The following is a 26,667-nucleotide window of genomic DNA, read 5'->3' as shown; positions in this document are numbered from 1 at the left end:
GCACTAAATTAGGAATTGACCGCTCCCCGTAAAGAAGGCAGTTTTCCGGGACGTAGGCACACGCAGGGAACCAGCGATGGACGGCAAGATCGTCAATCTGAAATCGAAGATCGAGATCTACAAGGCGATGACGGACGGCGCCAATTTCGCCGATTGCCCGGTTCGCGACGTCATGCAAGGCATGAACGGCAAATGGAGCCCGTTGCTGGTAACGGCGCTTGCGGAAAAGCCTTATCGCTTCGGTGAACTGCGGCGGCTGGTTCCCGACATCTCGCAGCGCATGTTGACCCAGACGTTGCACGAATTGCAGCGCGACGGCTACGTCCATCGCGAGGTGTTCCCAACCAAGCCGCCAAGTGTCGAATACAGCCTGACCGATCTCGGGCGTTCGATGTTCGTGCCCCTGTATCAGCTCGTCCAATGGGCCGAACTCAACCATGACGCGGTGCGCGAGGCGCGCGCCGCATTCGACGCGGCGCAGGCCTGACCCACGCTGCGACGGCGCGGTGGCTTGATTTAGCCATGCCGCTGAAGGATTGTCCGGCCACTTCGGGTTGGGCGGGCAATGCAAAAATCTCTGGACATCGCGATTGCCGGCGCCGGGCCGGCCGGGCTGGCCACCGCGCTCTATCTCAAGCGGGCAGGGCACCGGGTCACCATCTTCGAACGGTTCGATGAGCCGAAGCCGGTCGGTTCCGGGCTGATCCTGCAGCCGACCGGGCTCAGCGTGCTGGCCGAACTCGGCCTGCTCGGCGACATGCTTTCACTGGGCAGCCGCATCGATCGCCTGCACGGCGCCGACGCCAGAAGCGGCCGCACGGTGCTCGACGTCCGCTACGATGCCCAACGCGGCGGCCGATTCGGGCTGGCGGTGCATCGGGCGGCGCTGTTCGGCGTGCTGTTCCGCGCCGCCCGGCGCGAAGCGATCGCGATCGAGACCAATGTCGAGGTCGAAGCGCTGGAGACCGGCGAAAGGGCCGTGCTGCTCTGCGGCAACGGACGCAAGGCAGGGTCGTTCGATCTTGTCGTCGATGCCAGTGGCGCGCGCTCCAGGCTGCGCCGCCAAAGCCTCAACGATCCAACTGAACCCAGGCCACTCACCTATGGCGCGTTCTGGGCCTCGCTCGGCTGGAGAGGCGAGGGCTTTGACGAGAACGCGCTGCTGCAGCGCTATGACAAAGCGAGCGTGATGATCGGCGTGCTGCCGATCGGCCGGCCCGAGCCCGGCGCCGAACGGATGGCTGCCTTCTTCTGGAGCCTGAAGCCGGCGGATGCCGAGAGCGCCCGCGCCGCGGGGCTCGACGCCTGGAAGGCAAGGGTGGTCTCGCTGTGGCCGGAGTGCGCCGCCTTCACCGACCAGATCGAGAGTTTCGAGCAACTGTCGCTGGCGCGCTATGGCCATCACACGATGAGGCAGCCCATCGGTCGGCGGCTGGCGGTGATCGGCGACGCGGCCCATTCGACCAGCCCGCAGCTCGGCCAGGGGGCGAACATGGCGCTGCTCGACGCGGCGGCGCTCAGCCATGCGCTTGCGCGGGCGGGCAGCGTCGATGCGGCGCTGGAGGGCTACGCAAAGGCGCGGCGCTGGCACGTGCGCATCTTCCAGGCGCTGTCGCTGGCCTTCACGCCGTTCTATCAGTCCGATTCCGTGGCGCTGCCCTTCATCCGCGACCGCCTGGTGGCGACGATCGCCAAAATCCCGCCGGCGCCTCAGTTGCTGGCTTCGATGGTGGCCGGAACGGTGGTCGACCCGTTCAGGCGTATCGGGCTTCAGGAAGCGGGGTGGCCTGATCGCGCTGCCGGATGAGTTCCGAGAGATGGGAAGCCTTGGCCCGCAGGAAAGCCTCGAGGCGCTGCGGATAATCAGGATCGACCGCGTCCTTCACCGACTGCCGTCCGCTCAATGCACGGCGCCACGCCTGGACAAGGGGCTTTCCACCGAGGATGCCGAAATCGCCGATCTCGTCGAAGACGTCGAAATAGCGGAAGATCGGGCCATAGACGGCGTCGACCAGAGAAAAACGCTCGCCGGCGAACCAGGGGCCGGGGCTGGTGCGGCCTGCTAGTTCCGCTTCGAGCCGATCGAACATCGCCGACAGGCCTTTGCTCTCGGCGGTGAAGGCGGCCTCGCTGGAGGCGGCATAGAAGCGGCCGATGGCGTTCAGCGTGGCCGAGCCGAACTCGATCCAGGCGCGGTGCCGGGCGCGTGTCAGCGGATCGGCTGGGTGTAGCGGATTGGCCTCGGTTTCCTCGAGGAATTCGAGGATGACGGCGGACTCGAAAATCACCGTCTCTTCGCCGTCGCGATCGACGCTGAGCAGCGGCACCTTGCCGAGCGGCGATCTCGCCCTGAACCAGGCCGGCTTGTCGGCGAGATCGATCATGACGCGCTCGAACGGCACGCCCTTCTCGGCAAGGGCAATCGCCGCGCGTTGCACATAGGGGCAGAGGTGATGGCTGACGAGGGTCAGCTTGCTGGTCTCACTTTCCCCGGTGACCTTGCAGATTTCGTGTTTCATCCGATGACTCCATATAGATGCAGTTGCATTGATATGGATGCAAATGCATCGAACGTCAAGCTTGATGCAATTGCATCTATCGCTTAGGCTGCGCACATGACGAAGACATCGCCTTCACCCGCCGCCATAAAGGCCTGGGCGCGCCTGATGCGCGTTTCGCGCCAGCTCATGGAAAAGGTCGAGGATGCGCTAAAGGAGAACGGCCTGCCGCCGCTCGCCTGGTACGACGTGCTGCACGAGCTTGCCGAAGCGGGCGAGGGCGGGCTGCGGCCGTTCCAGCTCATCGAGCGGACCTTGTTTGCGCAATACAACATCTCGCGGCTGCTGGCCCGGCTCGAGGCCGATGGCCTGATCGAGAAGCTGCCGGTCGCGGATGACGGCCGCGGCCAGACCATCCGCATCACCGGCAGCGGGCGCGAGACCCGCCGCCGCATGTGGGCCGCCTACGGGCGGTCGATCGCCGAGCTGGTGGGCGCCAGGCTTCCGGTCGAGGACCTTGAGACACTGGCCACCCTGCTCGGCAGGTTGCGCGATCCGCCTGCCGGCGACTGAGCCAGCCAAGACCTGGCGGGTTGCGCGCTGCATCTGGATACCAAAATGATTTTCTCCATTTTGTCCTTGCGTCGGCAGCAGGATTGCGCAATATGCCGAACCGTAACGTACGGTACGCCACCAAGAACGGGCGTGACCTTTCATCAGGCGAGAAAGAAACGTGTTGCAGGCCGGCGCCGAGATCGACAGCAGCGAAGCGCTGACGGAGCGGCAGCAGGCCGTTCTCGACGCCGCCCTTCGCCTGCTGGTCGAGGAGGGCGACAGCCTGACCATGACCGCGGTGGCGCGGCGGGCAAGCTGCTCCAAGGAAACGCTCTACAAATGGTTCGGTGACCGCGACGGGCTGCTGACGGCGACGGTGCAGTGGCAGGCCTCCAAGGTTCGCGTGGCGCCCGTCGACCGCAAGGGCCTCGACATCGCCTCGCTGACGGCGAGCCTCGAACGCTTCGCCTCGGACTGGCTCAAGGTGATTTCGAGCGACACCTCGATCGCGCTGAACCGGGTAGCCGTCGGCCATGCCGGTTCCGGCAAGGATGACCTCGGCGCCATAGTGCTGCAGAATGGACGTTTCGCGCTCGCCAGGCGCTTGAAGCCGGTGCTGGAAGCGGGACGCGAGGCCGGATTGCTGGATTTCGCGGATGCCGAAACGGCATTCCGCACCTTTTTCGGGCTGGTCGCCCGCGATGTGCAGATGAGGCTTCTGCTCGGCGACCGGCTGGAATTGACTGAGGCGACGATCGGTGGCGATGCCGCCCGTGCGACGCAGCAGTTTCTCGCTCTTTACGGAGCAAAAACCGGGCCCCGAGCCCTCTGATCTTCAAAACGGGAAGGAAGACGAAAATGCGTGTCTATTACGATCGTGACGCCGATCTCAACCTCATCAAGGGCAAGAAGGTCGCCATCATCGGCTATGGCAGCCAGGGCCGGGCGCATGCGCTCAACCTCAAGGAGTCCGGTGTCAAGGACATCGCCATCGGTCTTAAGGCCGGCTCGGCGACCGCCAAGAAGGTCGAGGCCGACGGGCTCAAGGTGTTGACCGTCGCGGACGCCGCCAAATGGGCCGACCTGATGATGATGGCGACGCCCGACGAACTGCAGGCCGACATCTACAAGAACGAGATCGCGCCGAACATCCGCGATGGCGCGGCGATTGCCTTTGCGCACGGCCTCAACGTGCATTTCGGCCTGATCGAGCCGAAGTCGACCGTGGACGTCGTCATGATTGCGCCGAAGGGCCCGGGCCACACCGTGCGCGGCGAATACCAGAAGGGCGGCGGCGTGCCGTGCCTGGTGGCCGTCAACCATGATGCTTCCGGCAATGCACTCGATCTGGCGCTCTCCTACGCCTGCGGCGTCGGCGGCGGCCGCTCCGGCATCATCGAGACCAATTTCCGCGAGGAATGCGAGACCGACCTGTTCGGCGAGCAGGTGGTGCTCTGCGGCGGTCTGGTCGAGTTGATCCGCGCCGGCTTCGAGACGCTGGTGGAAGCCGGCTACGCGCCGGAAATGGCCTATTTCGAGTGCCTGCACGAGGTCAAGCTGATCGTCGACCTGATCTATGAGGGCGGCATCGCCAACATGAACTACTCGATTTCGAACACCGCCGAATGGGGCGAATATGTCTCGGGTCCGCGCATCATCACCGCCGAGACCAAGGCCGAGATGAAGCGCGTGCTGAAGGATATCCAGACCGGCAAGTTCACCTCGGAATGGATGCAGGAATACCGGGCCGGCCTGGCGCGCTTCAAGGGCATCCGCCGCAACAACGACAGCCACCAGATCGAAGAGGTCGGTGCGAAGCTGCGCGCGATGATGCCGTGGATCGCCAAGAACAAGCTGGTCGACAAGGCCAAGAACTGAGGCGATCCACGGTCTTTGCATTGCGCGTCCTCGGGCTTCGCCCTGCGGACGCGCGGTGCCAATTCTACCCTGCCGGCCATCTGCCGCGGGTTTCTGCGGTGCTCACGGACTTCAATGTCCGCTCCGCTCCGGTTCTCGAAACCCGCACCAGCTGACTCGGCAGGGCGAATTGTCATCAAGCTTCCGGTCGAGAAACACCGAGCCGGCGGAGCAATCCGCCGGCTTTTCGTTAAGCGGATGAGTTCGCGGTGGAAAAGAGCCCGCTTCAGCCGTAGTGCCAGTGCGGCTTCGGTTCGGTGCCGGTGAACTCGACGCCGATGCGGCCGTCGCGGCGCCAGCGCACCACGGCCTTGTAGCCGATGCCGTCGGTCGGCACGTAGAGCAGGAACTCGTCGGGCACGCGCGCCTCGATCGGGACATTCAGCTCGGCACCGCCGGCATGCATGTTGCGCAGCGTGCATTTGACCTCGGAATTGGCGATGCCGGTCAGGATGGACGCGCCCTTCAGCACGCGCTGCCTGCGCTTGTCCCTGTTTTCGTCCTCGGCCATGGCTTTCCGCTGCCGGGCGATCCGGTCAGCCTCTGTGATAGACCCGCCTGATGAACAGCGCGTTAGCGCCGATAGCGTGATGGCGCTGCCCAGGCAAAAACGGCGCCGCGAGGCGCGGCGCCGTTCGAGCATTCTTCGATCCCTTGCCGCTCAGCTATACGGCGACCAGCACTGCTGGCGCGGGCCGTTATAGGGCTGGAACGTGTTGTCCCATGCCCGGTACGAGCGGTAGCGGTCGTAGCACCACTGGACGTGGGCTCTGGAACGGCGCTGTGTCCGATAGATCCGGTGGGGCGGCTCAACATAGTAGCCGTTGTTGTAGCCGTTGTAGCCGTTGTTGTAGTACAGGCTGCCGAGGCCGAGACCCAGGCCAAGACCAAGAATTGCGGCATCGGAATCTCGGAAATGGCGGCGGTGATGGTGGCGTCTCCAGCGCCAGTCGTCGCCGTTCCAGTTATTGTCACCATCCCAGTTGCGGGAGAAATTGCGCTCGCGGAAATTGCCGGACCGCCAGCGGCCGTCGCGGTTACGCCAGCGCCATTCCTCATTGTTGAGTTGCCGGTCATTGCCGCCAGCCCACTCGTCGCGGACGGGTGTAATGCCCGGCGCCGCTAGGTTGGACGGGACCGACAGGTCGGGCTCAAGGATCGGACCGGCCAGCGAAGGCGCCGTCACCCCCGCCACAAGGCCCAGGGTCAGCAGACCGGACCTCAACGAAGACAAAAAGAGCGGTTTCATTGCACACTCCGAAGATTACAGGCCCCACGCCCAGAATACCCCGGGAAGAGGCCTATTTATGGAACTTGCCGTCTGAACGGCGGATGAACGGAAAGGTTCCGTCAACCATGACGGGCGCACGGGAGGCCCTTGTCTTCATCGGGAGTTCTGGGCAAAGGTCACGGCCATGTCGCTGCGCCTTGCCACCTTCAACGTCGAGAACCTGATGAACAGGTTCGATTTTTCCGGCTACCGCAACCAGCTCAACGAGGATCGCACGCTGGCGCTGTTCGATATCCAGAGCGAGGCCGAGTACAAGATGCTCGAGCAGGCGCGCGCCATTTCCCAGTCCGACGACACTCGCCAGCTCACCGCGCTGGCGATCGCCGCCACCCGTGCCGACATCATCTGTATGCAGGAGGTCGACAATATCGAGGCGCTGAAGGCCTTCGAATATGGCTATCTGTTCAAGATGGTCGGGCAGGGCTACCGGCAGAAATACACCACGGCCGGCAATGATTCACGCGGCATCGACGTTGCCGTGATGATGCGCAGCGAGACGGCCGAGGGCCAGCCGATCGAATTCGTGCGCATGACCAGCCACGCCCACGTCACCTTCGAGCAATTCGGCCTGTTCACGCCGGAACTGGCGACGCTCGGCTATCAGGCCATCGAGCGCATCTTCCGGCGCGACTGCCTCGAGGTCGACCTGAAGATCGGCGGCGCGCCGCTGACGCTCTATCTGGTCCACTTCAAGTCGATGGGATCGCCGCGCAACGGCCTCGACGGACGCGAGGCGACCATGCCGCTGCGCGTCGCCGAGGCGCAGGCGGTGCGCCGCATCATCGAGGAGCGCTTCGGCAAGGATCATGCCGCCGACAAGCGCTGGGCGATCTGCGGTGACATGAACGACTACCGGCAGCGGGTGAAGATCGAGGGCGACAGCGTCGACGGCTACCGTTTCCAGGTGATCGACGAGAGCCAGTCCTGCATCAACGTGCTGACCGCCGGCGGCTTCTGCGAAAACGTGGTCGAGCGGCGGCCGGAGATGGACCGCTGGAGCTTTTACCACACGCGCGGTCCTGAGGAGCGGCACCTCTGCCAGCTCGACTATATCCTGTTGTCGAAGGGGCTGGCGGCGAAGAACGCGACCGCCGTTCCCGACATCGTCCGCAACGGCCAGCCCTGGCGCACCATCTTTCCGGCGGGCCAGGAGGTCGAGCGCTTCCCGCGCGCCGGCTGGGACCGACCGAAGGCCTCCGACCATTGCCCGGTGGTGATCGCCCTGGACATGGCCTGAGGATCGGCGGGTGAGCTTCGATCTGCCGCGCAACGTCATCCTGCCGGTCGACAAGGTCGATGTCCGGCTCGACCCCGGCCCGCATCCGTTCGAACGCGACAACGCCGAGGCGATCGCCGAGAACTGGCGGCGCGAGATGGGGGCAAACCCGGCGCTGTTCGACGGCACGGTGGTGTTGCTCTCGGCGCTCGCCTATCGCGACGGCGGGCTCGTCGGCCGCTGCCATGCGGTGAAATATTCGACCTTCATGCTGTGGCGGAAGAAGCGCGAGGCGAGCGGCGCCGAGCATGCCTATGCGCATGCCATGCTGGTCGCCGGCGACAATGCGCTGGTGGCGATCCGCATGGGCGCGCATACCGTCAATGCCGGCCGCGTCTACTTCGCCGCCGGCTCGTTCGAGCCGATCGATTTCCGCGACGGCCTCGTCGATGTCGACCTCAACATGATCCGCGAGGTGCGCGAGGAGACAGCGATCGACCTGTCGGGCGCCGAACGCGGCCGGCACTATCATGCGCTGTCGACGCCGAGCGGCACGGTGATCTTCCGCCGCTATCGGGTGAGCGAGCCAGCCGACGAGATCGCGCGGCGGATCAGCGCCTTCGTCGCCACGGAGGCGGAACCGGAGATCGAAGCTCCCGTCGTCATCCGCGATGCCACCGACCTGCCGGACGGGCTGATGGGACATATGAAGCCGCTGATCGAATGGCATTTCGCGGGCGGCCACGAAGTCCTGTAATGCCTCATGGGAAGATCGGCGGCAGCGCCTCGTCCGGCATGCTTTTCCGGGAGCCGCCGTCGTCCTTATAGTAATAGCTGTAGCCGTTGATGGCCGGCGCGCCGCCGAGATGCGCGTAGAGAATTCGCGAGCCCTCGGGGAAGAAGCCCTTCCTGGTCAGGTCGATCAGGCCCTGCATCGACTTTCCCTCGTAGACCGGATCGGTGATCATGGCCTCGGTGCGGGCCGCCAGCCGGATCGCGTCGTTCGTGGCGTCCGACGGAACGCCATAGGCGGGATAGGCATAGTCGGGGTTGATGACGATCTCGTCGTCGCGGACGGCGCGGCCGAGCCCGACGAGGGCGGCGGTGTCGTCGACGATGCGGCGGACCTGGGCGCGGGTCTGGTCGAGCGTGCCGGAGGCGTCGATGCCGATCACCCGGTCGGCACGGTTTTGCGCGGCGAAGCCGACGATCATGCCGGCCTGCGTCGAGCCGGTCACGACGCAGACGATGATGTAGTCGAAGGCAAAGCCGAGCTCGGCTTCCTGCCGGGCCACCTCCTCGGCGAAGCCGACATAGCCCAGCCCGCCGAACTTGTGCACCGAGGCGCCGGCCGGGATCGGATAGGGCTTGCCGCCGGCATCCTTCACCGACTGGATGGCGTCCTCCCAGCTTTTGCGGATGCCGATGTCGAAACCGTCGTCGACCAGCCGGCTGTCGGCGCCCATCAGGCGTGTCATCAGGATGTTGCCGACCCGGTCGTAGACCGCGTCGTAGTGAGGCACCCATTTCTCCTGGATCACCACGCATTTCATGCCGATCTTGGCAGCCGTCGCGGCGACCATCCGCGTATGGTTCGACTGGACGCCGCCGATCGACACCAGTGTGTCGGCGCCGGACCGAAGAGCATCCGGCACGATGTATTCGAGCTTTCGCAATTTGTTTCCGCCCATCGCCAGCCCGGAATTGCAATCGTCGCGCTTTGCGTAGACCTGCACCTTGCCGCCCAGCGCAGCGCTCAGCCGCGGCAGATGCTCGATCGGTGTCGGGCCGAAGGTCAGCGGATAGCGTTCAAACTTGGCGAGAAGTGACATCGTTCTGTCTCCGCTTCTGGTGATTTTCATGAAGCGATCATAGGCGCAGTGGCTCGAAAGGTGCTCTCGAACTTGCGGGCGGATTTTTCACATCTCCCGCAAATCAGCGATATGATTGGCCTAACCATTCGAAGAGGGCAGCAGAAATGGAAGAATCTTCCGCCGAAACTCTGGATCGCATCGACGTCAAAATCCTGCGCGCCCTTCAGGCCGAGGGACGGTTGACCAATGCCGAACTGGCGGCCCGCGTGAACGTCAGCGCTGCCACCTGCCACCGGCGCACGCAGCGCCTGTTCGAGGAGGGCTATATCACCGGAGTCAGGGCGGAGATCGCCCCCGCTACGGTCGGCCTTGGCGCGCTGGTGATGGTCGGCGTCGTGCTCGACCGCTCGACGCCCGAAAGCTTCGCCGCTTTCGAGGAGGCCGTGCTGAAGCTCAAGGAGGTCCTCGACTGCAATCTGGTGGCCGGCGACTTCGACTATCTGTTGAAGATACGGGTCCGCGACATGGCGGATTTCAACAAGCTGCACGGGCAGAAGCTGATCGCGCTGCCGGGCGTTCGGCAAACCCGGACCTTCTTCGTCATGAAGGAGGTCAAGGAGAACGCGCGGCTTCCGTTCTGAGAGGGCCGCTCTTGGTGGTGGTCAGCGCTGTCCCTTATCCGGCAATGCCTTACGGTCGTTGCGGGCGGCGACGAAGAACAGGATCACGCCGAGGCCAAGCAGCGCGCCCATCGCCATTCCCATCGTCTGGCCGACGACCTCCTGGAAATTCGCGGCGACGCGATCGGGATTCTGGAGGCCGTAGCTGGCGAGATACCACCACAGGCCAGCCAGGCCGGCCTCGATGATCGCCAGCGTCAGGACCAGCCGCGCCTTCTTGCTCATTCGTATCTCCCCCATGCGCCAAAGGTCACAGCAGTAGCATTGCCGGATGCACGGCGACAGAGGGCAGGCGAGGCCGCGCCTGCCTTGCGCCTCACTCGTGCCGCAGCGCGTCGATCGGGTCGAGCCTGGCGCCGCGCAGCGCCGGGAAGAAGCCGAACACCATGCCGATCAGCGCTGAAAAGCCGACGGCGAGCAGGATGACCGCCGGGCTCGGCGCGAAGGGGATGGTCAGCGCCACCGAGGCGATGGCGGCGAGCGAGAGCCCGATCAGGATGCCGATGATGCCGCCGAAGAGCGACAGCACCGTCGCCTCGACCAGGAACTGGATGAGAATGTGCTTCTCATGCGCGCCGATCGCCAGCCTGATGCCGATCTCGCGCGTGCGCTCGGTGACCGAGACCAGCATGATGTTCATGATGCCGATGCCGCCGACCAGCAGGCTGACACCGGCGACGGCGCCCAGCATGCCGGTCATGGTGGTGGTGGCGCTGGCCATGGCGTCGGCGATCTGTGTCATGTCGCGGATCGAGAAATCGTCATCGCGGTCGGGCGTGACGCGGCGCGTGTCGCGCAGGATGTCCTCGACGCGCGGCTGCAGTTCGGTTGTCGGCGTGCGGTCGTCGGCGGCGATGTAGATGGAATCGATGTCGCGGTTGCCGGCGATGCGGCGCTGGTAGGCGGCAAGCGGCATCAGCACGACATTGTCCTGGTCCTGGCCGAAGCCGGTGTAGCCCTTGGGTTCCAAGAGGCCGATGATCTTGCAGGAGGTGCGGTTGACGCGGATGGTCTCGCCTTCCGGATCGCCGGCGCCGAAGAATTGCTGGCGCACCGTCTCGCCGACCAGGCAGACGCCGGCGCCGGCGCGGGTCTCGGAATCGCTGAACGGACGCCCCGAGACCAGTTTCCAGTCGCGTGCGTCGAGATAGGCGCTGTCGGTGCCGGTGACGCCAGATGTCACGCTTTCGGTGCCGAAGATGACGCGGACCTGCTTTTGCGAGGCGGGCGAGATGGCGCGGGCGCCGTCGAGATGCTTGACGAGCGCGGCAAGGTCCTTGTCGGCAAGCGGACGAACGACCTGGTCGAGCCCGCCCGGTCCGCCTGGCCCGGCCGGGCGGCCGGAGCGGACGACGAGCAAATTGCTGCCGAGCTTGGAAATGTCGGACTTGACCTTCTGGGTGGTGCCGGAGCCGATGGTCAGCATGGCGATGACGGCAGCGACGCCGATGACAATGCCGAGCAAGGTCAGGAACGAGCGCAGCACGTTTCGGCGGATCGAGATCAGCGAAAGGCGAACTGTCTCCCAGATCATTGGGCCGCCTCCAGTTTGTTGGAGTCGGACGCGACATGGCCGTCGAGGAAGCGGATCGTGCGCTCGGCGTAGGCTGCCACGTCGGCCTCGTGCGTGACCATCACGATGGTGAGGCCAAGCCCGGCGTTGAGCCGCGTCAACAGCTCCATGATCTCGTGCGTGCGGGCGGTGTCGAGATTGCCGGTCGGCTCGTCGGCGACGAGCAGCGTCGGCCTGGTGACGATGGCGCGCGCGATCGCCACCCGCTGCTGCTGGCCGCCGGAGAGCTCGGCCGGCGTGTGATGCTCGCGCCCGACAAGCCCGACCTCGGCCAGCGCCTGCATGGCAAGCTGGCGACGCTCGCGAGCGGCGACGCCGCGATAGATCAGCGGCAGCTCGACATTCTCTGCCGCCGTGGTGCGCGGCAGCAAATTGTAGCCCTGGAAGACGAAGCCGACATAGAGGTTGCGCAGCATGGCGCGGCGGTTGCGGTCGAGCCGGCCGGCATCGATGCCCTCGAAACTGTAGGTCCCGGCCGTCGGCGTGTCGAGGCAGCCGATGATGTTCATCGCCGTCGACTTGCCGGAACCCGACGGGCCCATGATGGCGACGAATTCACCCTTGCGGATGGCGAGATCGACGCCGGCCAGCGCGTGCACGCGGGCCTCGCCCTGGCCGTAGCTTTTCCAGACCTTGTCGAAGGCAATCAGCGTGGAGCCTGACACGGCGTCAGTTCCGCAGCTGCGAGCCGGTGATGACCTGCGCGCCCTCGTCGAGGCCGGACGTGATCTCGGTCAGCTCGCCGTCGGTGGAACCGACCCTGACGTTGACCGCGTGCGGCCGGCCGTTTTCCAGCACATAGAGCGTGCGCGAGCCGTCGGTCGGTCTCGGCGCCGCGTCGCGCTGACGGCCGGGGCGGCCCATGCGGCCGGTGAACAAGTCGCGCAGGCTCCATGTGCGTGCGACCGGCGGCGCCGGCCGGTAGCGGAAGGCGGTGGCTGGCACGGTGAGCACGCCCTTGGCCTGCCTGGTGACGACCGAGACGGTGGCGGTCATGCCGGGTCGGAGCAGCAGCTCGCCGTTGTCGACCTCCAGCCGAGCATTGTAGGTGACGACGCCATCGGTGGTGACAGAGGCATAAGAGATGTCGCGGATCTCGGCGTCGAAGGGCCGCTCCGGAAAGGCATCGACGGTGAAGCGGGCATGCTGGCCGGGCTTGACCGAGCCGATATCGGCTTCGTCGACCGCAGCCTGCAGTTCCATGTTCCTCAGGTCGGCGGCAATGATGAACAACACTGGCGCCTGCAGCGAGGAAGCGACCGTCTGGCCGGGATCGACCGAACGGGTCAGCACGATGCCGTCGATCGGCGCGTAGATCGTGCTCTTGGCGAGATCGGTCTGCTGCGCCTTGAGGTCGGCATTGGCGATGGCAAGGTTGGCCTCGGCACTGTCTCGCGCAGCCTTGGCGCGGTCGCGCGTCGCGGTCGCCGCCTCGAGCGACTGGTCAGTCGCCATGCCGCGCCTGGTGAGCTCGTTCGCGCGTGTCAGAGCGTTCTCGTTCTCCTTCAGCGTCACCGTTGCGTCCTCGACACTGGCCGCGGCCGCCCTGGCGGACGCTTCGGCGCGCTCGATCTGAACTTCGAGCTTGGCGGTGTCGAGCGTCGCCAGCACGTCGCCTTTCTTGACCCGTTGATTCTCCTCGACCGCGACCGATCGGACGACGCCCGAGAGCTCGCTGGAGATGTCGACCTGGGTGAGGGGCTGCAGCGTGCCGGTGGCCGAGACCTGGACGGTGAGGTCGGCGACAGTGGCCGGCACCGTGGTATAGTCAATCCTGGCTGGAGAAGCTGAATACAATTGGTAGCCGGCAAAAGCGGCGGCAACGGCGGTCAACGCCAACAGGGCATAGCGCCAGCCGCGACGGCGTGTCCTGCGCAGGCCCTGATGGTCGAGGCCAAGCGCCGTCTCGATGGCGGAATCCGATTCCGTCTTTGGCGGATTGACAATCTGGTCCACGCTGGACCCCTATAACGCGCAATGTCCCTATCTGTGCACAGATCAGGCTTTGTGGTTCGAATTACAAATTAAATTTCGCCCATGTTGGGATTGAGGCAAGAATGCAGACCCGGAACTACTTGCTCTACGATGTCTTCACGACCGAGCGGCTGGCCGGCAATCCGCTGGCTGTCGTCCTGGACAGCAAGGGGCTGGACACTGCGGCAATGCAGGCCATCGCGCGCGAATTCAATCTGTCCGAAACGGTGTTCGTGCTGCCGCCCGACAACGCCAAGCACCGCGCCCGCATTCGCATCTTCACGCCCGACTATGAAATGCCGTTCGCCGGCCATCCGACCGTCGGTTCGGCGATCGCGCTTGCCGACCTGGCCGGCGAGACCGCCGGCATCTTCGTGCTCGAGGAGAATATCGGCCCGGTGCGCTGCGCGGTGAGCAGGCATGACGGCGCCACCTTCGCCGAGTTCGACCTGGCGAAGCTGCCGGAGCCGCTGGAGCTCTCCGCCGACGCGGAAGCGATCGGCGCCGCGCTTGGCCTTGGACCGCATGAGATCGGCTTCGAGAATCACCGGGTCTCGTTCTGGTCGGCCGGCGTGCCCTACGTGACCATTCCGGTCGCCGACCTGAAGGCGGCGGGCCAGATCCGGCTGGACAACCAGGCCTGGTCGGAACTGGCGCCGCGCAAGAGCGAATGGGCTTTCGCCAGCCCCTATGTCTATTGCCGCGAAACGGTGAACCACGAGAGCGCCTTCCATGTGCGCATGATCGTGCCCGGCAGCCCCTCCTATGAGGACCCGGCGACCGGCTCGGCAGCGGCCGCCTTTGCCGGCGCCATCATGCATTTCGACGGCCCGACCGACGGCATTTCGCAACTCTGGATCGAGCAGGGGCTGGAGATGGGACGGCCGTCGCGAATCCGCCTCGAGCTCAATGTCGATGGCGGCAAACTGGCCGCCGCCCGCATTGGCGGACATGCCGTCAAGGTGGCGGAAGGCAAGCTTTTTGTATGATGGGTGCGGCACTTAGGCGATTTGTCGGGAAATGATCCCGGCAGGGCTAGACATCCCCAAGATCGGCGGCTATATGCCCGCCGACGCTGGGTTTCCCGGCCGCGTGGGTGTGTAGCTCAGTTGGTAGAGCAGCTGACTCTTAATCAGCGGGTCCACAGTTCGATCCTGTGCACACCCACCAATTTTTCCGCTGAACTTTTCTTTTTTCATGTGCGGCGAAACCAGCCGCCAAGGGCTGTGAGACGCAGCGATCGCCAGCCCAGTTAGCCCAACTGGCGAGCGCCGGATCGGATAGTGGCGGCCAACGCCGCGCATAGCGATGGCAAGACGTCCGCTATGCCTGGAAGAATTGTTCGATGTCATCCAAAACGGTGATGGTCACCACAATGTCCAGGGGGCTGTTCCAGTCGACGTGAAGGAGGAATTCAACGCCTCCTGCTTCCACGCCAGCCCGGCCGTGAGGCCCAACATTGGTCACATAGACGTTTGCCAGGCCAAGGTTGGGGCGCCCAAGTGTCTTGGGGCCGCCGCCGAGGCCGCCGAAGGCGGGTGTGAATTCCGCCGCCGTTATGACCACAGTGGAGTCAAGATTGATCGGGTCCCAATTGAAATTCTTGCGAATTGTACCATGCTGACCCCTGTAGAGGACACGAATTGAACGAGCCATGTCTTCCTCCGTTGCAGTAATATTTCCACAATCAGAAATATTGGCTCGAGGTAATTGGCATGGCTGTTGTCTTTGAGATGTGAGCTGAATCACAAATCATTCGCAATTGTTGGTAATTGGCGCGGCATGGTTAATAGACCAGCCCCTCGCGATCTCAGGGGCTGGCTTTTAGTATCTGAGATTCGCTTGATTAGGCTGCTATACCTATGGGCAGTCTCGTCACTTCTCCGACACACCTGCCTCTGCGAAGCTCGCCATACGGGCGTGGCATTCCAGCGCCGAGCGCACGATGTTGACGGCAAGGCAGGCGCCGGAGCCTTCGCCGAGCCGCATGCCGAGGTCGAGCAGCGGCGGGAGGCCGAGCGCTTCGAGAAGGCGGCGGTGGCCGGATTCGGCCGAGACATGGGCGGCGATGGTGTGGGCGAGGCCGGTCGGGTGCAGCCGCGCCAGCGGCGCCGCGGCGGCGGTGCAGACGAAGCCGTCGAGCAGCACCGGCACGTTGTTGCGGCGCGCGGCGAGCGTGGCGCCGAAGATGGCGGCGAGTTCGCGGCCGCCGAGGGCTGCGGCGATCTTCAGCGGGTCGGACAGCGCGTCGGCATGGCGCTTGAGGCCGGCTTCGATCGCGGTCACCTTGCGCTTCAGGCCGGAATCGTCGACGCCGGTGCCGCGCCCGGTCCATTTCTCGGCGCCGCCACCGAACAGGGCGGCAGAAATCGCCGCCGCCGGCGTGGTGTTGCCGATGCCCATTTCGCCGAAGCAGACGAGGTCGATATCCTTGGTCACCGCGTCATGGCCGGCCGAGACGGCGGCGAGGAAAGCCTTCTCGTCCATCGCCGGCACTTCGGTGAAGTCGCCGGTCGGATGGTCGAGGTCGAGCGGAATGACGTCGAGATCGGCTCCGGCGATGCGGGCGAGCTGGTTGATGGCGGCGCCGCCGCCGGCGAAATTCGCCACCATCTGCACGGTGACTTCCGACGGGAAGGCCGAGACGCCCTGCGCGGTGACGCCGTGATTGCCGGCAAAGACGAAGACCTTGACCTTGTCCAGCTTCGGCATGTCGCGACCCTGCCAGCGCCCCAGCCAGGCGGCGATGGTTTCCAGCCGGCCGAGGCTGCCTTGCGGCTTGGTCAGCGTGTCCTGGCGGCGGGCGACGGCATTGGCCGCGGTGTCGCTGCCGGCCGGCAGATCGAGGCAGGCAGCGCGAAGTTCATCAAGCGATTTGAAAGACATGGGGGCAAAGTCTCCGAAAGAGAGTCAGGATAGGGATACGGAAGCGACGAGCAGGACTGCGATCTCGCCAAGTTGCTGAAGGGCGCCGATCGTGTCGCCGGTCTGGCCATCGATCTGGCTGAGGCACAGGGCGCGGAACGCGGCAAACAGCAGACCAAGCAGGACGATCGCGACAATGGCGCCGCCTGGCCCGAGCAGGAGGAGCGGTATAGCGCCGAGCACGGCGCCGGCTATTGCGGCCTCGGCCGAGACGCTGCCGGCGCCGGCCGAGAGGCCGTCGGACCGCGCCGGGGGCAAGAGATGCATGAAGGCGCCCAGCAATCCGCGCGAGGCGGCGTGCGCGGGAATGAGCGCCAGGAGGGCTTGTGTGGGGTCGGCGAATTCCGAAATCGCGCTCCAGCGGATCAGCAGCGACAGGGCCAGTGCCGACGCGCCATAGGCGCCGATGCGGCTGTCGCGCATGATCTCCAGTTTTCCACCGCGCGACTTGCCGCCGCCAAAGCCATCGGCGACATCGGACAGCCCATCCTCGTGCAGGCAGCCGGTGGTGAGCAATGTTGCGGCAAGCGCAAGTGCTGCCGCCGGACCCATGGCAAGGCCGAATCGTTCCGCAGTGGCGTAGACGACCGCGCCGATCAGTCCGACGGCAAGCCCGGCGAGCGGGGCGGCCCAGATCGCGGCGGCGAGGCTGCGCCCGCGAAAATCAAAGACGGGCAGCGGCAGCCTGGTGAAGAAGACCAGGCAAAGGGCGATGTCATCGAGGACTTGCCGGAGCGAAAGGGGAAAGTTCTGGAGCTTCATGCCCTAGCCCCTCGCAATGGCATGGAAGAACGTCCCGCTGACATGGCCGCGCCGGTAGCCGGAGGCGCCGAGCGGATTGCCCTGGCCGTCGGCAAGGTCGGCCAGCGGCTCGTCGTTGCCGGTGGCCGTCATCTGCGCATAGTGGAATTCATGGCCGCGGATCAGCGTGCCCTCGGCTCCGAGCGGGCAAGCGGCGCGCAGCCGCGCCTCGCGGTAGCCGAGGTTCATCTTGCGCTTGGCGAAGCTGGTCGAATGGCCGAGCAGGCCAAGCATCGGATGCGTGTCGCCTGCCGCGTCCTCAAGAGTCTCGCCCAGCACCATGAAGCCACCGCACTCGCCGTGGATCGGCTTGGTCGCGGCGAAGCGCGCCATTGCGGCCCGGAAGTTGGTGGCGGCGGCCAGCCTGCCGGCATGAAGCTCGGGATAGCCGCCGGGCAGCCAGCAGACATCGCAGCTGTCGTGGGGTGCTTCGTCGGCGAGCGGCGAGAAGGTAACGATCTCGGCGCCGGCCTTGTGCCAGTGCGCGGCGACGTGCGGGTAGACGAAGGTGAAGGCGGCGTCCTCCGCCAGCGCAATGCGCTGTCCAGGTGGCGGCAGCGCGTCGCCGAAATCGCCAGCCGCGGGCACCAGCGGCGTGGCCAGCGCCATGATGGCGTCGAGATCGAGCGACTTCTCGGCCATATCGGCCAGCCGGTCGAGATGCGCCATCAGGTTCTGGTATTCGCCGGCCTGGACGAGGCCGAGATGGCGCTCAGGCAGGTTGAGCGTGGGATCGCGCAGGATGGCGCCGACGACCGGCAGGCCGATCGCCTCGATGGCATCGCCGGACAGCCGCCGGTGGCGCTCACTGCCGAGCCGGTTAAGGACGACGCCGGCCATGCGCACGTCCGGGTCGTAGGTTGCAAAACCCTTGGCAACGGCGGCAGCAGTTGTCGATTGGCCCGATACGTCGAGCACGAGCAGCACCGGCAGGCCGTAGAGCCGCGCAAGGTCGGCGGCCGAACCCGTGCGGCCTTCTGGGGCGGGAATGCCGTCGAACAGGCCCATGGCGCTTTCGAGGACGACGAAGTCGGCATCGTCGGCCGCTTGCCTGGCCAGCGCATTGAGCAGGGAAGGCGGCATTGCCCAGCTGTCGAGGTTGACGCCGGAGAGGCCGGTGGCGGCGGTGTGGAAGCCCGGGTCGATGTAGTCAGGCCCGGACTTGGCGCCGCGCACCTTCAGGCCGCGCCGGGCGAGCGCGCGCAGGATGCCGATGGTGACGCTGGTCTTGCCCGAACCGGAGCGCGGCGCGCCGATGATGATGGCGCGCGCCGTCATGGTTCGCCCGCCAGTGCCGCGCGCATGGCGACGATGCCGCCGACGACGATCAGCGCCGGCGGGGCGAGCCCGGCGGCCGCGGCTTCCTCGGCGATGGTGGCGAGCGTGGCGACGACGATGCGCTCCTGCGGCGTCGTCGCGGAAACGATCACCGCCGCCGGCGTCGACGGCGCCAGGCCGCCCTCCAGCAGCGAAGCCGCGATCCGCGGCAGGTTGGCCATGCCCATATAGATGACGACCGGCTGGCCGGTGCGGGCGATCGCCGCCCAGTCGAGATCGTCCTCGGTGCCGGCGGCGTGGCCTGTGGCCAGGATGACCGCCTTGTTGATGCCGCGCATGGTGGCGGGGATGCCGGTGGCGGCGAGTGCGCTCAGCCCGGAGGTCAGGCCGGACAGCACGCGGAAAGGAATAGCCTCCCGCGCCAGCGCCAAAGCCTCTTCGCCGCCGCGTCCAAAGATGTAGGGGTCGCCGCCCTTGAGACGGACGACGCGGCGTCCCTCGCGGGCCAGCCGCACCAGCAAAGCGGTGATGTCGTCCTGCTTCATCGACGGCTGGCCGCCGCGTTTGCCGGCATAGAAGAGCTCGGCGCTTTCGGCGACCGCGACGATATCGGGCGAGACCAGCGCGTCGTAGACGAGCGCGTCGCATTGCCCGAGCGCGGCCAGCACTTCGAGCGTCAGGCAGCCGGGATCGCCGGGGCCGGCGCCGGCCAGCCAGACATGGCCGGGCTCCAGCGCACGCGGCTTGAAGTTCAGCCGCGCCAGCGCCTGCTCCACCGTGGCCCGTCCGTTTCTGTTGGTGCTGCCGTTCACAATCCGTCCCGTCCGCGAAAACGCCGCTGGTAGTGGGCGTCGTAAAGTGAGCTTTCGCCGAAATCCTGAACCGCGAGCGCGCTGCCGACAAAGATGATCGCCGTGCGTTCCATCGGGTTTTCCGCCAGCTGCGCCTCGATGGTGCCGAGCGTGCCGGTCAGCACGCGCTCGTCCGGCCAGGAAGCGCGAAAGACGACCGCGACCGGACATTCGGAGCCGTAGTGCGGTGTCAGTTCGGCAACGATGCGGTCGATGGCGTGGATGGCGAGGTGGATGGCGAGCGTGGCGCCGGTGCGGCCGAAGCCGGCCAGCGTTTCACCCGGCGGCATCTTCGAGGCGCGGCCTGAGACGCGCGTGAGCACCAGGCTCTGCGCCAGTTCGGGAATGGTGAGCTCGCGCCGCAGCGCGGCAGCCGCTGCCGCAAAGGAGGGCACGCCCGGCGTCAGCGTGTAGGGGATGCCGTGCTTCTCCAGACGCCTGATCTGCTCGGCCACCGCGCTCCACACCGAAAGGTCGCCGGAATGCAGGCGTGCGACATCGTCGCCGGCCCTGTGGGCGGCGACATATTCGGCCTCGATCTCGTCGAGAGACATCGGCGCGGTGTCGATCAGCTTTGTCCCCGGCGCGCAATGTTCGAGCAGTTCGGGCGCAACAATGGAGCCGGCATAGAGGCACACAGGGCAGGAGGCCAGCAGCCGGCTGCCGCGCAGAGTGATGAGGTCGGCCGCGCCCGGTCCGGCGCCGATGAAATGAACGGTCATGCGGCATCTCCGCCGAGCGCGATGGCGCAGGTGACAGGACCGAGCACCGTGCGCGGCCCGAGCAGTTTCGCGCCCTTGCCGGCAGCGGCGAGCGCGGAGGCCTCCGAAACCGACGGCGTGCCGGCCTTCGACTGCGAGAGAATGGAGTGGCTGAGCACGCCGGACGATACGGCTCGCATGGCATCGTTCGAGACGACGATCACAGGCAAAGCGAGGTCGCTGCCGGCGAGGAAGATCGCTTCCTCGTCGCGTTTGATTTCACCGGTCGCCAGGGCCGAAAGCGCCGTCATTGCCAATCCATGCGCTTCGAGCGCAGTCTCGACGGCGGCGCGCACGTCGCTCGCCGTCACGCCCTTCCGGCTGCCGATGCCCGCGACCATCATGGCTTCACCCAGCTCCACTGTGTGACCGGCATGGCCGGCCGCCAGGCTTGCATCGAGCCGACGGGCGAGGCCCGGGAGATGGCGATGCGGATGAGATCGCCGCCGTGCTTGTTATGCTGGGCGAGGAGCAATCCCTCCATCTCCAGCGTCACGGCATTGGCGACGAGGCGGCCGCCCGTCCGCAAAGCCTTGATGGCTTTCTCCAGCACGCCGGCGTCGCTGCCGCCGCCGCCGATGAAGATGGCGTCCGGCGCCTCCAGTCTGGCGAACGCCTTGGGCGCCGGGCCCTCGATCACGACAAGACCGGGCACGCCGCAATGCGAGGCGTTACGGCGGATGCGGGCGGCGCGCTCCTGGTCGGCCTCGACGGCGATGGCGCGCAGCGAGGGGTGAGCGAGCATCCATTCGATGCCGACCGAGCCTGAGCCGGCGCCGATGTCCCACAGCAGTTCGCCGCGCCGCGGCGCCAGCGCCGACAGCGTCATGGCGCGGATCTCGCGCTTGGTGATCTGGCCGTCATGCTCGAACAGGTGGTCGGCAAGCCCCGACGCAAGCGGCAGGACACGGGCATCCGGTGTCGATTCAACGTCCAGCGCCAGCACGTTGAGCGGATTGATGTTCTCGAGATCGAAGCTGTCGGCGCGTGCGCTTCGGCGCGCTTCATCGGGGCCGCCGAGCGCTTCGAGGACGGTCAACCGCGATGGACCGAAGCCGAGTTCGTCGAGCAGCCCGGCGATCGCCGCCGGCGCATCGCCGTCGGATGTCAGCGCAAGGATGCGCGCGCCGTGGTGGAGGAGGGGGCGGATCAGGTCGATCGCATGGGCGTGGAGCGAGATCGCCTCGACATCCTGCAATGCCCAGCCCAGCCGGGCTGCCGCCAGCGACAGCGATGAAGGCGCCGGCAGCACCCGCATTTGCTCGGGTTTCACCTTGCGCGCCAGCGTGACGCCGACGCCGTGGAAAAACGGGTCGCCGGACGCAAGCACGCAGATTTTTTTGCCGGCCATCGCCAGGACATCGCCCATTTCGGTGTCGAATGGTGTCGGCCAGGCACGGCTCTCACCCGTCGCCAAGGATGCGACGAGCGCGAGGTGCCGTTTGCCGCCGAAGATGAATTCGGCTTGCGCTATGTGCTGCTTGGCCTCGTCGCCGAGACCCGCTACACCGTCCTCGCCGATGCCGACGATGGTGAGCCATTGAGGTTTTGGCTGCTTGTTTTTTGACATGCCGCGCCGTCCCTCATCCGCCTGCCGGCACCTTCTCCCCGTATAGTGACGGGGAGAAGGGGGCTGGTTGCAACGTCGGCGACTCCCTCTCCCCGTCCTTACGGGGAGAGGGTAAGGGTGAGGGGCCGCGCCGGCGCTGCGCATCGTGGTGCTCATGACGAATATTCTGATCCTCGGCGGAACCACCGAAGCCCGGCAGTTGGCGGGAAAGCTCGCCGCGCGCGCCGATCTCGCGGTCACGCTGTCGCTGGCCGGCCGCACGGAAAGCCCTGTCGCGCAAGGCGTGCCGTTGCGCGTTGGCGGTTTCGGCGGCGCGCAGGGGCTGGCGGCCTATCTCAAGGAAACCGGCACGGCCCTGCTGATCGACGCCACGCATCCCTACGCGGCGCGCATCTCGGCGAACGCCGCTGAAGCTGCCGGGCAAGCCGGCGTGCCGATCCTTGCCTTGCGGCGTCCCGGCTGGGAGCCCGTGGCGGGCGATCGCTGGACGCTGGTCGACAGCGTGGCGGAGGCGGCAACGGCGCTCGGCACGGCGCCGCGCCGGGTCTTCCTGGCGATCGGCAGGCAGGAGGCCGGCGCCTTCGAGGCCGCTCCCCAGCACCACTATCTCATTCGCAGCGTCGACCCGGTCGAGCCGAAGCTGGCTGTGCCCGACGCGATCTATCTGCTGGCGCGCGGACCGTTTCCGGAAGCGGACGAACGCGCGTTGCTCGAAAGCCACGGGATCGAGGCCATCGTGTCCAAGAACAGCGGCGGCGAGGCGACCTACGGCAAGATCGCCGCGGCGCGGGCGCTCGGCATCGATGTGATCATGGTCCGTCGGCCGTCCGTACCCGACGTTCCATCGGCCGACGCCGTCGATCAGCTGGCCGCCAAGGTCGATCATCTTTTCGAGCCCGTTGCCGAGCGTGGCGTGTAGACCAGCGACGGCTTGTCACCGCGCCGAATGATCCTGGTTTCCGGCGAGCCGATGATGATGCAGGTGGCCATGTCGGCCTTTTCCGCATCGGCATCGGCGAGCAGATGCACGTCGATACGCTCGTCCGGCCGGCCGGCGGCGCGGCCGAAGATGACCGGGGTGGTGCCGGGCAGGATCGCCTTCAGGCATTCGAAGGCGCGGCCGAGCTGCCAGGGGCGCGCCTTGCTGATCGGGTTGTAGAGCGCGATGACGAAGCCGGCGCCGGCGGCGGCCAGCAGGCGCAGCTCGATCAGATCCCAGGGCTTCAGATTGTCGGAGAGCGAGATGGCGCAGAAGTCGTGGCCGAGCGGGGCGCCGATGCGGGCGGCGACGGCAAGCATGGCGGTGACGCCGGGAACGACCGCAAGGTCGATCGCGCGCCATTCCGTCGGGCCGGCCTCGATCGCCTCGCAGACGGCGGCTGCCATGGCGAAGACGCCGGGGTCGCCGCCGGAGACGACGGCGACGTCATGGCCCTCGGCGGCCTTGGCCAGCGCTTCGTTGGAGCGGGCAAGCTCCTCCCGGTTGTCGGATGCGATGCGGGTCTGGTCCGGCCTCAGCTCGAGGCGGTCGACATAGGGCTTGTAGCCGTAGAAGAACTTGGCCTCGGACACGGCGCGGCTCGCTTCCGGCGTAACCTGATCGGCGTTGCCGGGGCCGAGGCCGATGACGGTAAGGCGGCCGCTCATGCCTTGGCTCCGGCAGCACCGGGACGGGCGGACCAGCCGGCGACCAGCACGATGGCGAAATAGGGGGCCTTGTCGTCCGGCTTGTCGGCTAGCCGCATCGAGACGCTGCCCGGCATGGTGCCGCGCTCGACATAGACGGCTTTGGCAAGCTTGCCGGTCGCCTGCAGCGCGCGGCGGATTTTCGGCAGGTTGCGGCCGACCTTCATGATCACCGCTGCGTCGGTGTCGGCCAGCCGCCGCGTCAGCTCGAACTCGCTCATCGTGCCTGGCAGGACAGTCAGCACGTCGTCGCCCTGGACGATAGGCAGGCCGGTCGCCGACCAGCAGCCGGACATGGCGGTGACGCCGGGAATGACCTCGGTCGGGAAGCGATGCGCGAGACGCACGTGCAGGTGCATGTAGGAGCCGTAGAACAGTGGGTCGCCTTCCGACAGCACGGCCACCATCCTGCCGGCGGCAAGATGCTCTGCGACCGCCTCCGCCGACTGCTCGTAGAAATCGGCGATCTGCGAGCGATAGTCGTCGTGATCCTTGTCGATCTCCGTCGTCACCGGATAGAGCAGCGGCAGCTCGATCATGTCCGGCCGGAAGCGGGCCTCGACGATGGCGCGCGCATTGCTGTTGTTGCCGCGCTTGGCGAAATAGGCGACGACGTCGGCCTCTGCCAATGCCCGCGCAGCCTTGAGCGTCAGTAGCTCGGGATCGCCGGGACCGGTGCCGACGCCGACGAGGCGGCCTTTTACAATCGCGTTCACAGGCCGGGCCTCGCCAATGCGTTGAGGGCTGCGGCGGTCATGGCGCTGCCGCCCAGCCTGCCGCGCACGATGGCGTAGGGCACGCCATAGGAATTCTCGGCCAGCGCGTCCTTCGATTCGGCGGCCCCCACGAAGCCGACTGGCATGCCGATGATCGCCTTCGGCTTCGGCGCGCCGTCGCGCAGTTTTTCCAGCAGATAGAAGAGCGCCGTTGGCGCGTTGCCGATGGCGACGACCGAGCCGGCGATGCGCTCGCCCCAGAGGTCGATTGCTGCGGCCGAGCGGGTGTTGCCGATTTCTTTCGCGATCTCATGCGTACGCGGATCGCGCAGCGTGCAGATCACCTCGTTGCCGGCCGGCAGGCGGGCGCGGGTCACCCCATGCGAAACCATCTCGGCGTCGCAGAAGATCGGCGCGCCGGCGGCCAAAGCGGTGCGCGCGGCGCCAACGAAATCGCCGGAGAAGACGAAATGGCTGGCGGCCTCGACCTGGCCGCAGGCATGGATCATGCGGATCGCAACATCGGCCTCGGCGTCCGAGAAGCGCGACAGGTCGGCCTCGGCGCGGATGATGGCGAAGGAGCGCTCATAGATCGCCGTGCCGTCGTGGATGTAGTCGTAGGCCGCCATGCTCATTCCTGTCGGTAGATTTCGGCGATGCCGGCCGCGCCAAGCCTTGTGAGGCAAGCGGCGGCGGTTTCGCCTCGATGTCGTTGCGCGCGGATCGCTGCAAGGATGCCGCTTATGCCGCGCGCGGCGTCATAGCCCGGCCTGTATCCGGCAGGAAGAGCCTTTGCCGTCCCGCCAACGACAAGTCCGGCTCCGTTTTCGTCGCCGACCAGTGTGAGGGCGGCCAAGCCGGGATGCGCGCAGCCTTTGGCGCAGCCGGAGACGTGCAGGCTGAGCGAGGCGTCGAGGAGGTCGCTGTTTTGCGCCGCGATGGTTTCGGCGATGGCACGGGTGGCGATGCGGCCGGAGGCGCAGGCCGGTGTGCCGGGGCAGGCAGCGATGCGAATTCGCGGATCGGCGGCGTCGGTGACGAAGCCGAGGGCGGCGGCGGTGGCTTGCAGCGAGGCGCAGGCGGATGGGGCGAGGCCACGGAAGAGCATGGCGCGGCCGGGGGACAGGCGGATCTCGGTGGTGCCGAGGCCCGCGGCTTGCGTGGCAAGTTCGATGAGCGATTGTGCCGGCATGCTGCCGTAGGGCAGGCCGATACCGAGAGCTTGGCCGGCATTCAAGCCGAAAATGCCAATCGGCGGGAGGGGGCGCTCTACGGCGCCCCCCTCTGTCCTGCCGGACATCTCCCCCACAAGGGGGGAGATTGGCAGCTTCGGCGGGGGCGCTTCTCTTGCGAGGGTGGATATATGCTGCGCCCTGCCAATATTGGGGATTGGCGAAACCGTCGGCGACGGGTCAATCTCCCCCCTTGAGGGGGAGATGTCCGGCAGGACAGAGAGGGGGGCGACAGAGTGCCAACTTGCGAGTGAATTAAGCTGCCGCTCCGACAAGTCGCGGGTATGCGCCTCACGGCCTTTTTCCGCGACCATCCTGAGTGCCGCCACAGTGATGTCGCGTGCAGCATCCTCGTCGGCCGTCGCCAGCGGCATTGCATTGCGCGCGTCTCCGACGACAGACAAACTCCAGTGCACGGCCGCGTCGGCCCGCACCGCCTTCAGCCTTACGTCGGCCGTGACCGCGTCCATCGCCAGTTGCCCGCCGCCGTCGACAACCACCGACACCTTCGGTCCCAGCCGTGGCGTCAACCCGGCCTCTTCGACGGCCGCCCTGATCCGCTCGGCGAGCGGGCGCGGATCGGCAACCTCCTGCGGGTCTATGCCCGCAAGTGGTCCGGTCTCCACCGGAACGCCGGTGCGCACGGCAATGCCCAGCGCATCCACCTCCGCCGCCAGCAGGCGCGCGCTTTCCGCCGTTAGGCCACGGATCTGCAAACTGCCGCGCGCGGTCACTTCCATGATGCCGTTGCCGTGGCGCAAGGCGGATTCGCCGAGTCCGATCAGCGACTTCGGGGTAAGTCCTCCAGCGACCGGATTGAGCCGCACCAGCAGTCCGTCGCCGGTCTGCATCGGGGCGCTGAGGGCAGGGCAGGCGCCGCGGCGCGAGAAGGCGTTCATGCCGCCACCTGCTGGGCTTCGGCGATCAGCGCGGCGAGATCGTCGTCGATGGAGTTCCGCAAGGGGTGCCATAGGCCACGCCGTCGCGCGGAGAGGAAGCGTTCCGCGATCACCTTCGCGGCAGCCGGGTTCTCGCGCAGGATGAAGGCGCGAACGTGCGCGTCGCCGAGATAGGCATCGTGCACCGCCTCGATCAGCGCGCCCGATATGGCATGCGTGGTCTCGGCAAAGCCGACGAGGCGGTCGACGGTCTCGGCGAATTCGGAGGCGCCGCGCGGGCCATGGCGCATCTGGCCGGCAATGAAGCGCGGGTTGACGGCGCGGGCGCGGACCACTCTGGCCACCGCTTCGCCCACCGAGCGCGGCCTCGGCTTTTGCGGGTCCGTGGTGTCGAGCACGATGACATCGGCATTTTTGCCCAGTGCTGCCA

The 26,667-nt window shown here is 66.4% G+C and carries 30 protein-coding genes, 1 tRNA gene and 1 pseudogene; 11 read left to right on the top strand and 21 right to left on the bottom strand.

Annotated features, from left to right (window positions below):
- Positions 1-76: 76 nt before the first annotated feature.
- Complete coding sequence (locus EN738_RS08985) at positions 77-487, top strand: helix-turn-helix domain-containing protein (RefSeq protein WP_127283382.1); 411 nt, start codon at positions 77-79, stop codon at positions 485-487.
- A gap of 78 nt (positions 488-565) precedes the next feature.
- Positions 566-1,807: an NAD(P)/FAD-dependent oxidoreductase gene (locus EN738_RS08980; RefSeq protein ID WP_127283381.1), complete on the top strand. Its 1,242-nt coding sequence runs from the start codon at positions 566-568 to the stop codon at positions 1,805-1,807.
- Here the strand turns inward: EN738_RS08980 and EN738_RS08975 are convergent.
- Positions 1,755-2,519 (bottom strand): glutathione S-transferase family protein, encoded by a 765-nt coding sequence (locus EN738_RS08975; protein WP_127283380.1) that lies wholly within the window; start codon positions 2,517-2,519, stop codon positions 1,755-1,757. The two genes, EN738_RS08980 and EN738_RS08975, sit on opposite strands and share 53 nt — an antisense overlap.
- A 96-nt stretch (positions 2,520-2,615) precedes the next feature.
- On the opposite strand from EN738_RS08975, the gene EN738_RS08970 reads away from it, so the two are divergent.
- From EN738_RS08970 to ilvC, 3 genes are all read left to right on the top strand, one after another.
- Entirely contained in the window at positions 2,616-3,071 is a 456-nt protein-coding gene (locus EN738_RS08970; RefSeq protein WP_127283379.1) for a MarR family winged helix-turn-helix transcriptional regulator, read from the top strand.
- A 160-nt stretch (positions 3,072-3,231) separates the two neighbouring features.
- Entirely contained in the window at positions 3,232-3,885 is a 654-nt protein-coding gene (locus tag EN738_RS08965; protein ID WP_127283378.1) for a TetR/AcrR family transcriptional regulator, read from the top strand.
- Positions 3,886-3,911: 26 nt separating this feature from the next.
- Positions 3,912-4,931, top strand: coding sequence for a ketol-acid reductoisomerase (gene ilvC / locus EN738_RS08960; protein ID WP_127283377.1), 1,020 nt, complete (start codon positions 3,912-3,914; stop codon positions 4,929-4,931).
- A gap of 265 nt (positions 4,932-5,196) precedes the next feature.
- Here ilvC and EN738_RS08955 read toward each other — a convergent pair whose 3' ends face one another.
- Both EN738_RS08955 and EN738_RS08950 read right to left on the bottom strand, forming a co-directional pair.
- A complete protein-coding gene (locus tag EN738_RS08955) occupies positions 5,197-5,481 on the bottom strand; it encodes a PilZ domain-containing protein (RefSeq protein ID WP_127283376.1) in 285 nt (94 codons plus the stop codon).
- A 150-nt stretch (positions 5,482-5,631) separates the two neighbouring features.
- Entirely contained in the window at positions 5,632-6,219 is a 588-nt protein-coding gene (locus tag EN738_RS08950) for a BA14K family protein (RefSeq protein ID WP_127283375.1), read from the bottom strand.
- A 166-nt stretch (positions 6,220-6,385) separates the two neighbouring features.
- Between EN738_RS08950 and EN738_RS08945 the strand changes: the two genes are divergently transcribed.
- Both EN738_RS08945 and EN738_RS08940 read left to right on the top strand, forming a co-directional pair.
- A complete protein-coding gene (locus tag EN738_RS08945; protein WP_127283374.1) occupies positions 6,386-7,498 on the top strand; it encodes an endonuclease/exonuclease/phosphatase family protein in 1,113 nt (370 codons plus the stop codon).
- 10 nt (positions 7,499-7,508) lie between these two features.
- Complete coding sequence (locus EN738_RS08940) at positions 7,509-8,234, top strand: hypothetical protein (RefSeq protein ID WP_127283373.1); 726 nt, start codon at positions 7,509-7,511, stop codon at positions 8,232-8,234.
- 4 nt (positions 8,235-8,238) lie between these two features.
- Here the strand turns inward: EN738_RS08940 and EN738_RS08935 are convergent, their stop codons facing one another.
- Entirely contained in the window at positions 8,239-9,309 is a 1,071-nt protein-coding gene (locus EN738_RS08935; protein ID WP_127283372.1) for a 1-aminocyclopropane-1-carboxylate deaminase, read from the bottom strand.
- Between the two features lie 146 nt (positions 9,310-9,455).
- On the opposite strand from EN738_RS08935, the gene EN738_RS08930 reads away from it, so the two are divergent.
- Complete coding sequence (locus EN738_RS08930) at positions 9,456-9,932, top strand: Lrp/AsnC ligand binding domain-containing protein (RefSeq protein ID WP_127283371.1); 477 nt, start codon at positions 9,456-9,458, stop codon at positions 9,930-9,932.
- Between the two features lie 21 nt (positions 9,933-9,953).
- Here the strand turns inward: EN738_RS08930 and EN738_RS08925 are convergent, their stop codons facing one another.
- From EN738_RS08925 to EN738_RS08910, 4 genes are all read right to left on the bottom strand, one after another.
- Positions 9,954-10,196, bottom strand: coding sequence for a hypothetical protein (locus tag EN738_RS08925; RefSeq protein ID WP_127283370.1), 243 nt, complete (start codon positions 10,194-10,196; stop codon positions 9,954-9,956).
- A 91-nt stretch (positions 10,197-10,287) separates the two neighbouring features.
- Positions 10,288-11,505, bottom strand: a complete 1,218-nt coding sequence (locus tag EN738_RS08920; protein ID WP_127283369.1) for an ABC transporter permease — start codon at positions 11,503-11,505, stop codon at positions 10,288-10,290.
- Positions 11,502-12,209: an ABC transporter ATP-binding protein gene (locus tag EN738_RS08915; RefSeq protein ID WP_127283368.1), complete on the bottom strand. Its 708-nt coding sequence runs from the start codon at positions 12,207-12,209 to the stop codon at positions 11,502-11,504. The genes EN738_RS08920 and EN738_RS08915 overlap by 4 nt, the downstream gene beginning before the upstream one ends.
- A gap of 4 nt (positions 12,210-12,213) precedes the next feature.
- Entirely contained in the window at positions 12,214-13,500 is a 1,287-nt protein-coding gene (locus EN738_RS08910) for an efflux RND transporter periplasmic adaptor subunit (RefSeq protein WP_127283367.1), read from the bottom strand.
- A 101-nt stretch (positions 13,501-13,601) separates the two neighbouring features.
- Here EN738_RS08910 and EN738_RS08905 point away from each other — a divergent pair, with 101 nt between their 5' ends.
- On the top strand, positions 13,602-14,507 hold the full coding sequence (locus EN738_RS08905; RefSeq protein ID WP_127283366.1) for a PhzF family phenazine biosynthesis protein: 906 nt from the start codon (positions 13,602-13,604) through the stop codon (positions 14,505-14,507).
- A gap of 105 nt (positions 14,508-14,612) precedes the next feature.
- Positions 14,613-14,688: transfer RNA gene (locus EN738_RS08900), tRNA-Lys, on the top strand.
- 153 nt (positions 14,689-14,841) lie between these two features.
- Here the strand turns inward: EN738_RS08900 and EN738_RS08895 are convergent.
- From EN738_RS08895 to cbiE, 8 genes are all read right to left on the bottom strand, one after another.
- Positions 14,842-15,174 carry a hypothetical protein gene (locus EN738_RS08895; RefSeq protein ID WP_127283365.1) on the bottom strand — a complete coding sequence of 111 codons (333 nt, stop codon included), beginning with the start codon at positions 15,172-15,174 and terminating at the stop codon, positions 14,842-14,844.
- A gap of 219 nt (positions 15,175-15,393) precedes the next feature.
- Positions 15,394-16,404, bottom strand: a complete 1,011-nt coding sequence (gene cobT / locus EN738_RS08890; RefSeq protein ID WP_127283364.1) for a nicotinate-nucleotide--dimethylbenzimidazole phosphoribosyltransferase — start codon at positions 16,402-16,404, stop codon at positions 15,394-15,396.
- Between the two features lie 24 nt (positions 16,405-16,428).
- Positions 16,429-17,205, bottom strand: coding sequence for an adenosylcobinamide-GDP ribazoletransferase (locus EN738_RS08885; protein WP_127283363.1), 777 nt, complete (start codon positions 17,203-17,205; stop codon positions 16,429-16,431).
- A gap of 3 nt (positions 17,206-17,208) precedes the next feature.
- Positions 17,209-18,522 carry a cobyrinate a,c-diamide synthase gene (locus tag EN738_RS08880; protein WP_127283362.1) on the bottom strand — a complete coding sequence of 438 codons (1,314 nt, stop codon included), beginning with the start codon at positions 18,520-18,522 and terminating at the stop codon, positions 17,209-17,211.
- On the bottom strand, positions 18,519-19,334 hold the full coding sequence (gene cobA / locus EN738_RS08875; RefSeq protein ID WP_127283361.1) for a uroporphyrinogen-III C-methyltransferase: 816 nt from the start codon (positions 19,332-19,334) through the stop codon (positions 18,519-18,521). The genes EN738_RS08880 and cobA overlap by 4 nt, the downstream gene beginning before the upstream one ends.
- Positions 19,331-20,095, bottom strand: coding sequence for a precorrin-4 C(11)-methyltransferase (gene cobM / locus EN738_RS08870; RefSeq protein WP_127283360.1), 765 nt, complete (start codon positions 20,093-20,095; stop codon positions 19,331-19,333). Before cobM ends, cobA begins: the two co-directional genes overlap by 4 nt.
- Positions 20,092-20,478 carry a cobalamin biosynthesis protein gene (locus EN738_RS08865; RefSeq protein ID WP_127283359.1) on the bottom strand — a complete coding sequence of 129 codons (387 nt, stop codon included), beginning with the start codon at positions 20,476-20,478 and terminating at the stop codon, positions 20,092-20,094. Before EN738_RS08865 ends, cobM begins: the two co-directional genes overlap by 4 nt.
- Positions 20,475-21,704 (bottom strand): precorrin-6y C5,15-methyltransferase (decarboxylating) subunit CbiE, encoded by a 1,230-nt coding sequence (gene cbiE / locus EN738_RS08860; RefSeq protein WP_127283358.1) that lies wholly within the window; start codon positions 21,702-21,704, stop codon positions 20,475-20,477. Before cbiE ends, EN738_RS08865 begins: the two co-directional genes overlap by 4 nt.
- 154 nt (positions 21,705-21,858) lie before the next feature.
- On the opposite strand from cbiE, the gene EN738_RS08855 reads away from it, so the two are divergent.
- On the top strand, positions 21,859-22,623 hold the full coding sequence (locus EN738_RS08855) for a cobalt-precorrin-6A reductase (protein WP_127283357.1): 765 nt from the start codon (positions 21,859-21,861) through the stop codon (positions 22,621-22,623).
- On the opposite strand, the gene EN738_RS08850 is transcribed toward EN738_RS08855, so the two are convergent.
- From EN738_RS08850 to EN738_RS08830, 5 genes and pseudogenes are all read right to left on the bottom strand, one after another.
- Positions 22,587-23,351 carry a precorrin-3B C(17)-methyltransferase gene (locus tag EN738_RS08850; RefSeq protein WP_127283356.1) on the bottom strand — a complete coding sequence of 255 codons (765 nt, stop codon included), beginning with the start codon at positions 23,349-23,351 and terminating at the stop codon, positions 22,587-22,589. The genes EN738_RS08855 and EN738_RS08850 overlap by 37 nt on opposite strands.
- Positions 23,348-24,106 carry a precorrin-2 C(20)-methyltransferase gene (locus EN738_RS08845; protein ID WP_127283355.1) on the bottom strand — a complete coding sequence of 253 codons (759 nt, stop codon included), beginning with the start codon at positions 24,104-24,106 and terminating at the stop codon, positions 23,348-23,350. The genes EN738_RS08850 and EN738_RS08845 overlap by 4 nt, the downstream gene beginning before the upstream one ends.
- Positions 24,103-24,735, bottom strand: coding sequence for a precorrin-8X methylmutase (locus tag EN738_RS08840; protein ID WP_127283354.1), 633 nt, complete (start codon positions 24,733-24,735; stop codon positions 24,103-24,105). The genes EN738_RS08845 and EN738_RS08840 overlap by 4 nt, the downstream gene beginning before the upstream one ends.
- A pseudogene (cobG, locus tag EN738_RS08835) lies at positions 24,692-26,237 on the bottom strand (precorrin-3B synthase). The gene EN738_RS08840 and the pseudogene cobG overlap by 44 nt, the downstream one beginning before the upstream one ends.
- On the bottom strand, positions 26,234-26,667 hold a 434-nt coding region (locus tag EN738_RS08830; protein ID WP_189379727.1), incomplete at its 5' end, for a cobaltochelatase subunit CobN. The gene EN738_RS08830 and the pseudogene cobG, both read right to left, overlap by 4 nt.

Source organism: Mesorhizobium sp. M4B.F.Ca.ET.017.02.2.1 (assembly GCF_003998955.1).
GTDB lineage: Bacteria > Pseudomonadota > Alphaproteobacteria > Rhizobiales > Rhizobiaceae > Mesorhizobium > Mesorhizobium abyssinicae.
The sequence above is the reverse complement of the archived record's forward strand: the minus strand, read 5'-3'. Positions and strand labels throughout refer to the sequence as shown.

Bases quoted from the DNA above. Each gene is read 5' to 3' on its own strand.
- EN738_RS08905 (WP_127283366.1), top strand. From the start codon at position 13,602: ATGCAGACCCGGAACTACTTGCTCTACGATGTCTTCACGACCGAGCGG.
- EN738_RS08975 (WP_127283380.1), bottom strand. From the start codon at position 2,519: ATGAAACACGAAATCTGCAAGGTCACCGGGGAAAGTGAGACCAGCAAG.
- EN738_RS08920 (WP_127283369.1), bottom strand. From the start codon at position 11,505: ATGATCTGGGAGACAGTTCGCCTTTCGCTGATCTCGATCCGCCGAAAC.
- EN738_RS08880 (WP_127283362.1), bottom strand. From the start codon at position 18,522: ATGACGGCGCGCGCCATCATCATCGGCGCGCCGCGCTCCGGTTCGGGC.
- EN738_RS08925 (WP_127283370.1), bottom strand. From the start codon at position 10,196: ATGAGCAAGAAGGCGCGGCTGGTCCTGACGCTGGCGATCATCGAGGCC.
- EN738_RS08980 (WP_127283381.1), top strand. From the start codon at position 566: ATGCAAAAATCTCTGGACATCGCGATTGCCGGCGCCGGGCCGGCCGGG.
- EN738_RS08885 (WP_127283363.1), bottom strand. From the start codon at position 17,205: ATGAAGCTCCAGAACTTTCCCCTTTCGCTCCGGCAAGTCCTCGATGAC.
- EN738_RS08945 (WP_127283374.1), top strand. From the start codon at position 6,386: ATGTCGCTGCGCCTTGCCACCTTCAACGTCGAGAACCTGATGAACAGG.
- EN738_RS08955 (WP_127283376.1), bottom strand. From the start codon at position 5,481: ATGGCCGAGGACGAAAACAGGGACAAGCGCAGGCAGCGCGTGCTGAAG.
- cbiE (WP_127283358.1), bottom strand. From the start codon at position 21,704: ATGTCAAAAAACAAGCAGCCAAAACCTCAATGGCTCACCATCGTCGGC.
- EN738_RS08895 (WP_127283365.1), bottom strand. From the start codon at position 15,174: ATGGCTCGTTCAATTCGTGTCCTCTACAGGGGTCAGCATGGTACAATT.
- EN738_RS08865 (WP_127283359.1), bottom strand. From the start codon at position 20,478: ATGATGGTCGCGGGCATCGGCAGCCGGAAGGGCGTGACGGCGAGCGAC.
- EN738_RS08930 (WP_127283371.1), top strand. From the start codon at position 9,456: ATGGAAGAATCTTCCGCCGAAACTCTGGATCGCATCGACGTCAAAATC.
- cobT (WP_127283364.1), bottom strand. From the start codon at position 16,404: ATGTCTTTCAAATCGCTTGATGAACTTCGCGCTGCCTGCCTCGATCTG.
- cobM (WP_127283360.1), bottom strand. From the start codon at position 20,095: ATGACCGTTCATTTCATCGGCGCCGGACCGGGCGCGGCCGACCTCATC.
- EN738_RS08855 (WP_127283357.1), top strand. From the start codon at position 21,859: ATGACGAATATTCTGATCCTCGGCGGAACCACCGAAGCCCGGCAGTTG.
- EN738_RS08840 (WP_127283354.1), bottom strand. From the start codon at position 24,735: ATGGCGGCCTACGACTACATCCACGACGGCACGGCGATCTATGAGCGC.
- EN738_RS08970 (WP_127283379.1), top strand. From the start codon at position 2,616: ATGACGAAGACATCGCCTTCACCCGCCGCCATAAAGGCCTGGGCGCGC.
- EN738_RS08935 (WP_127283372.1), bottom strand. From the start codon at position 9,309: ATGTCACTTCTCGCCAAGTTTGAACGCTATCCGCTGACCTTCGGCCCG.
- EN738_RS08985 (WP_127283382.1), top strand. From the start codon at position 77: ATGGACGGCAAGATCGTCAATCTGAAATCGAAGATCGAGATCTACAAG.
- EN738_RS08850 (WP_127283356.1), bottom strand. From the start codon at position 23,351: ATGAGCGGCCGCCTTACCGTCATCGGCCTCGGCCCCGGCAACGCCGAT.
- ilvC (WP_127283377.1), top strand. From the start codon at position 3,912: ATGCGTGTCTATTACGATCGTGACGCCGATCTCAACCTCATCAAGGGC.
- EN738_RS08950 (WP_127283375.1), bottom strand. From the start codon at position 6,219: ATGAAACCGCTCTTTTTGTCTTCGTTGAGGTCCGGTCTGCTGACCCTG.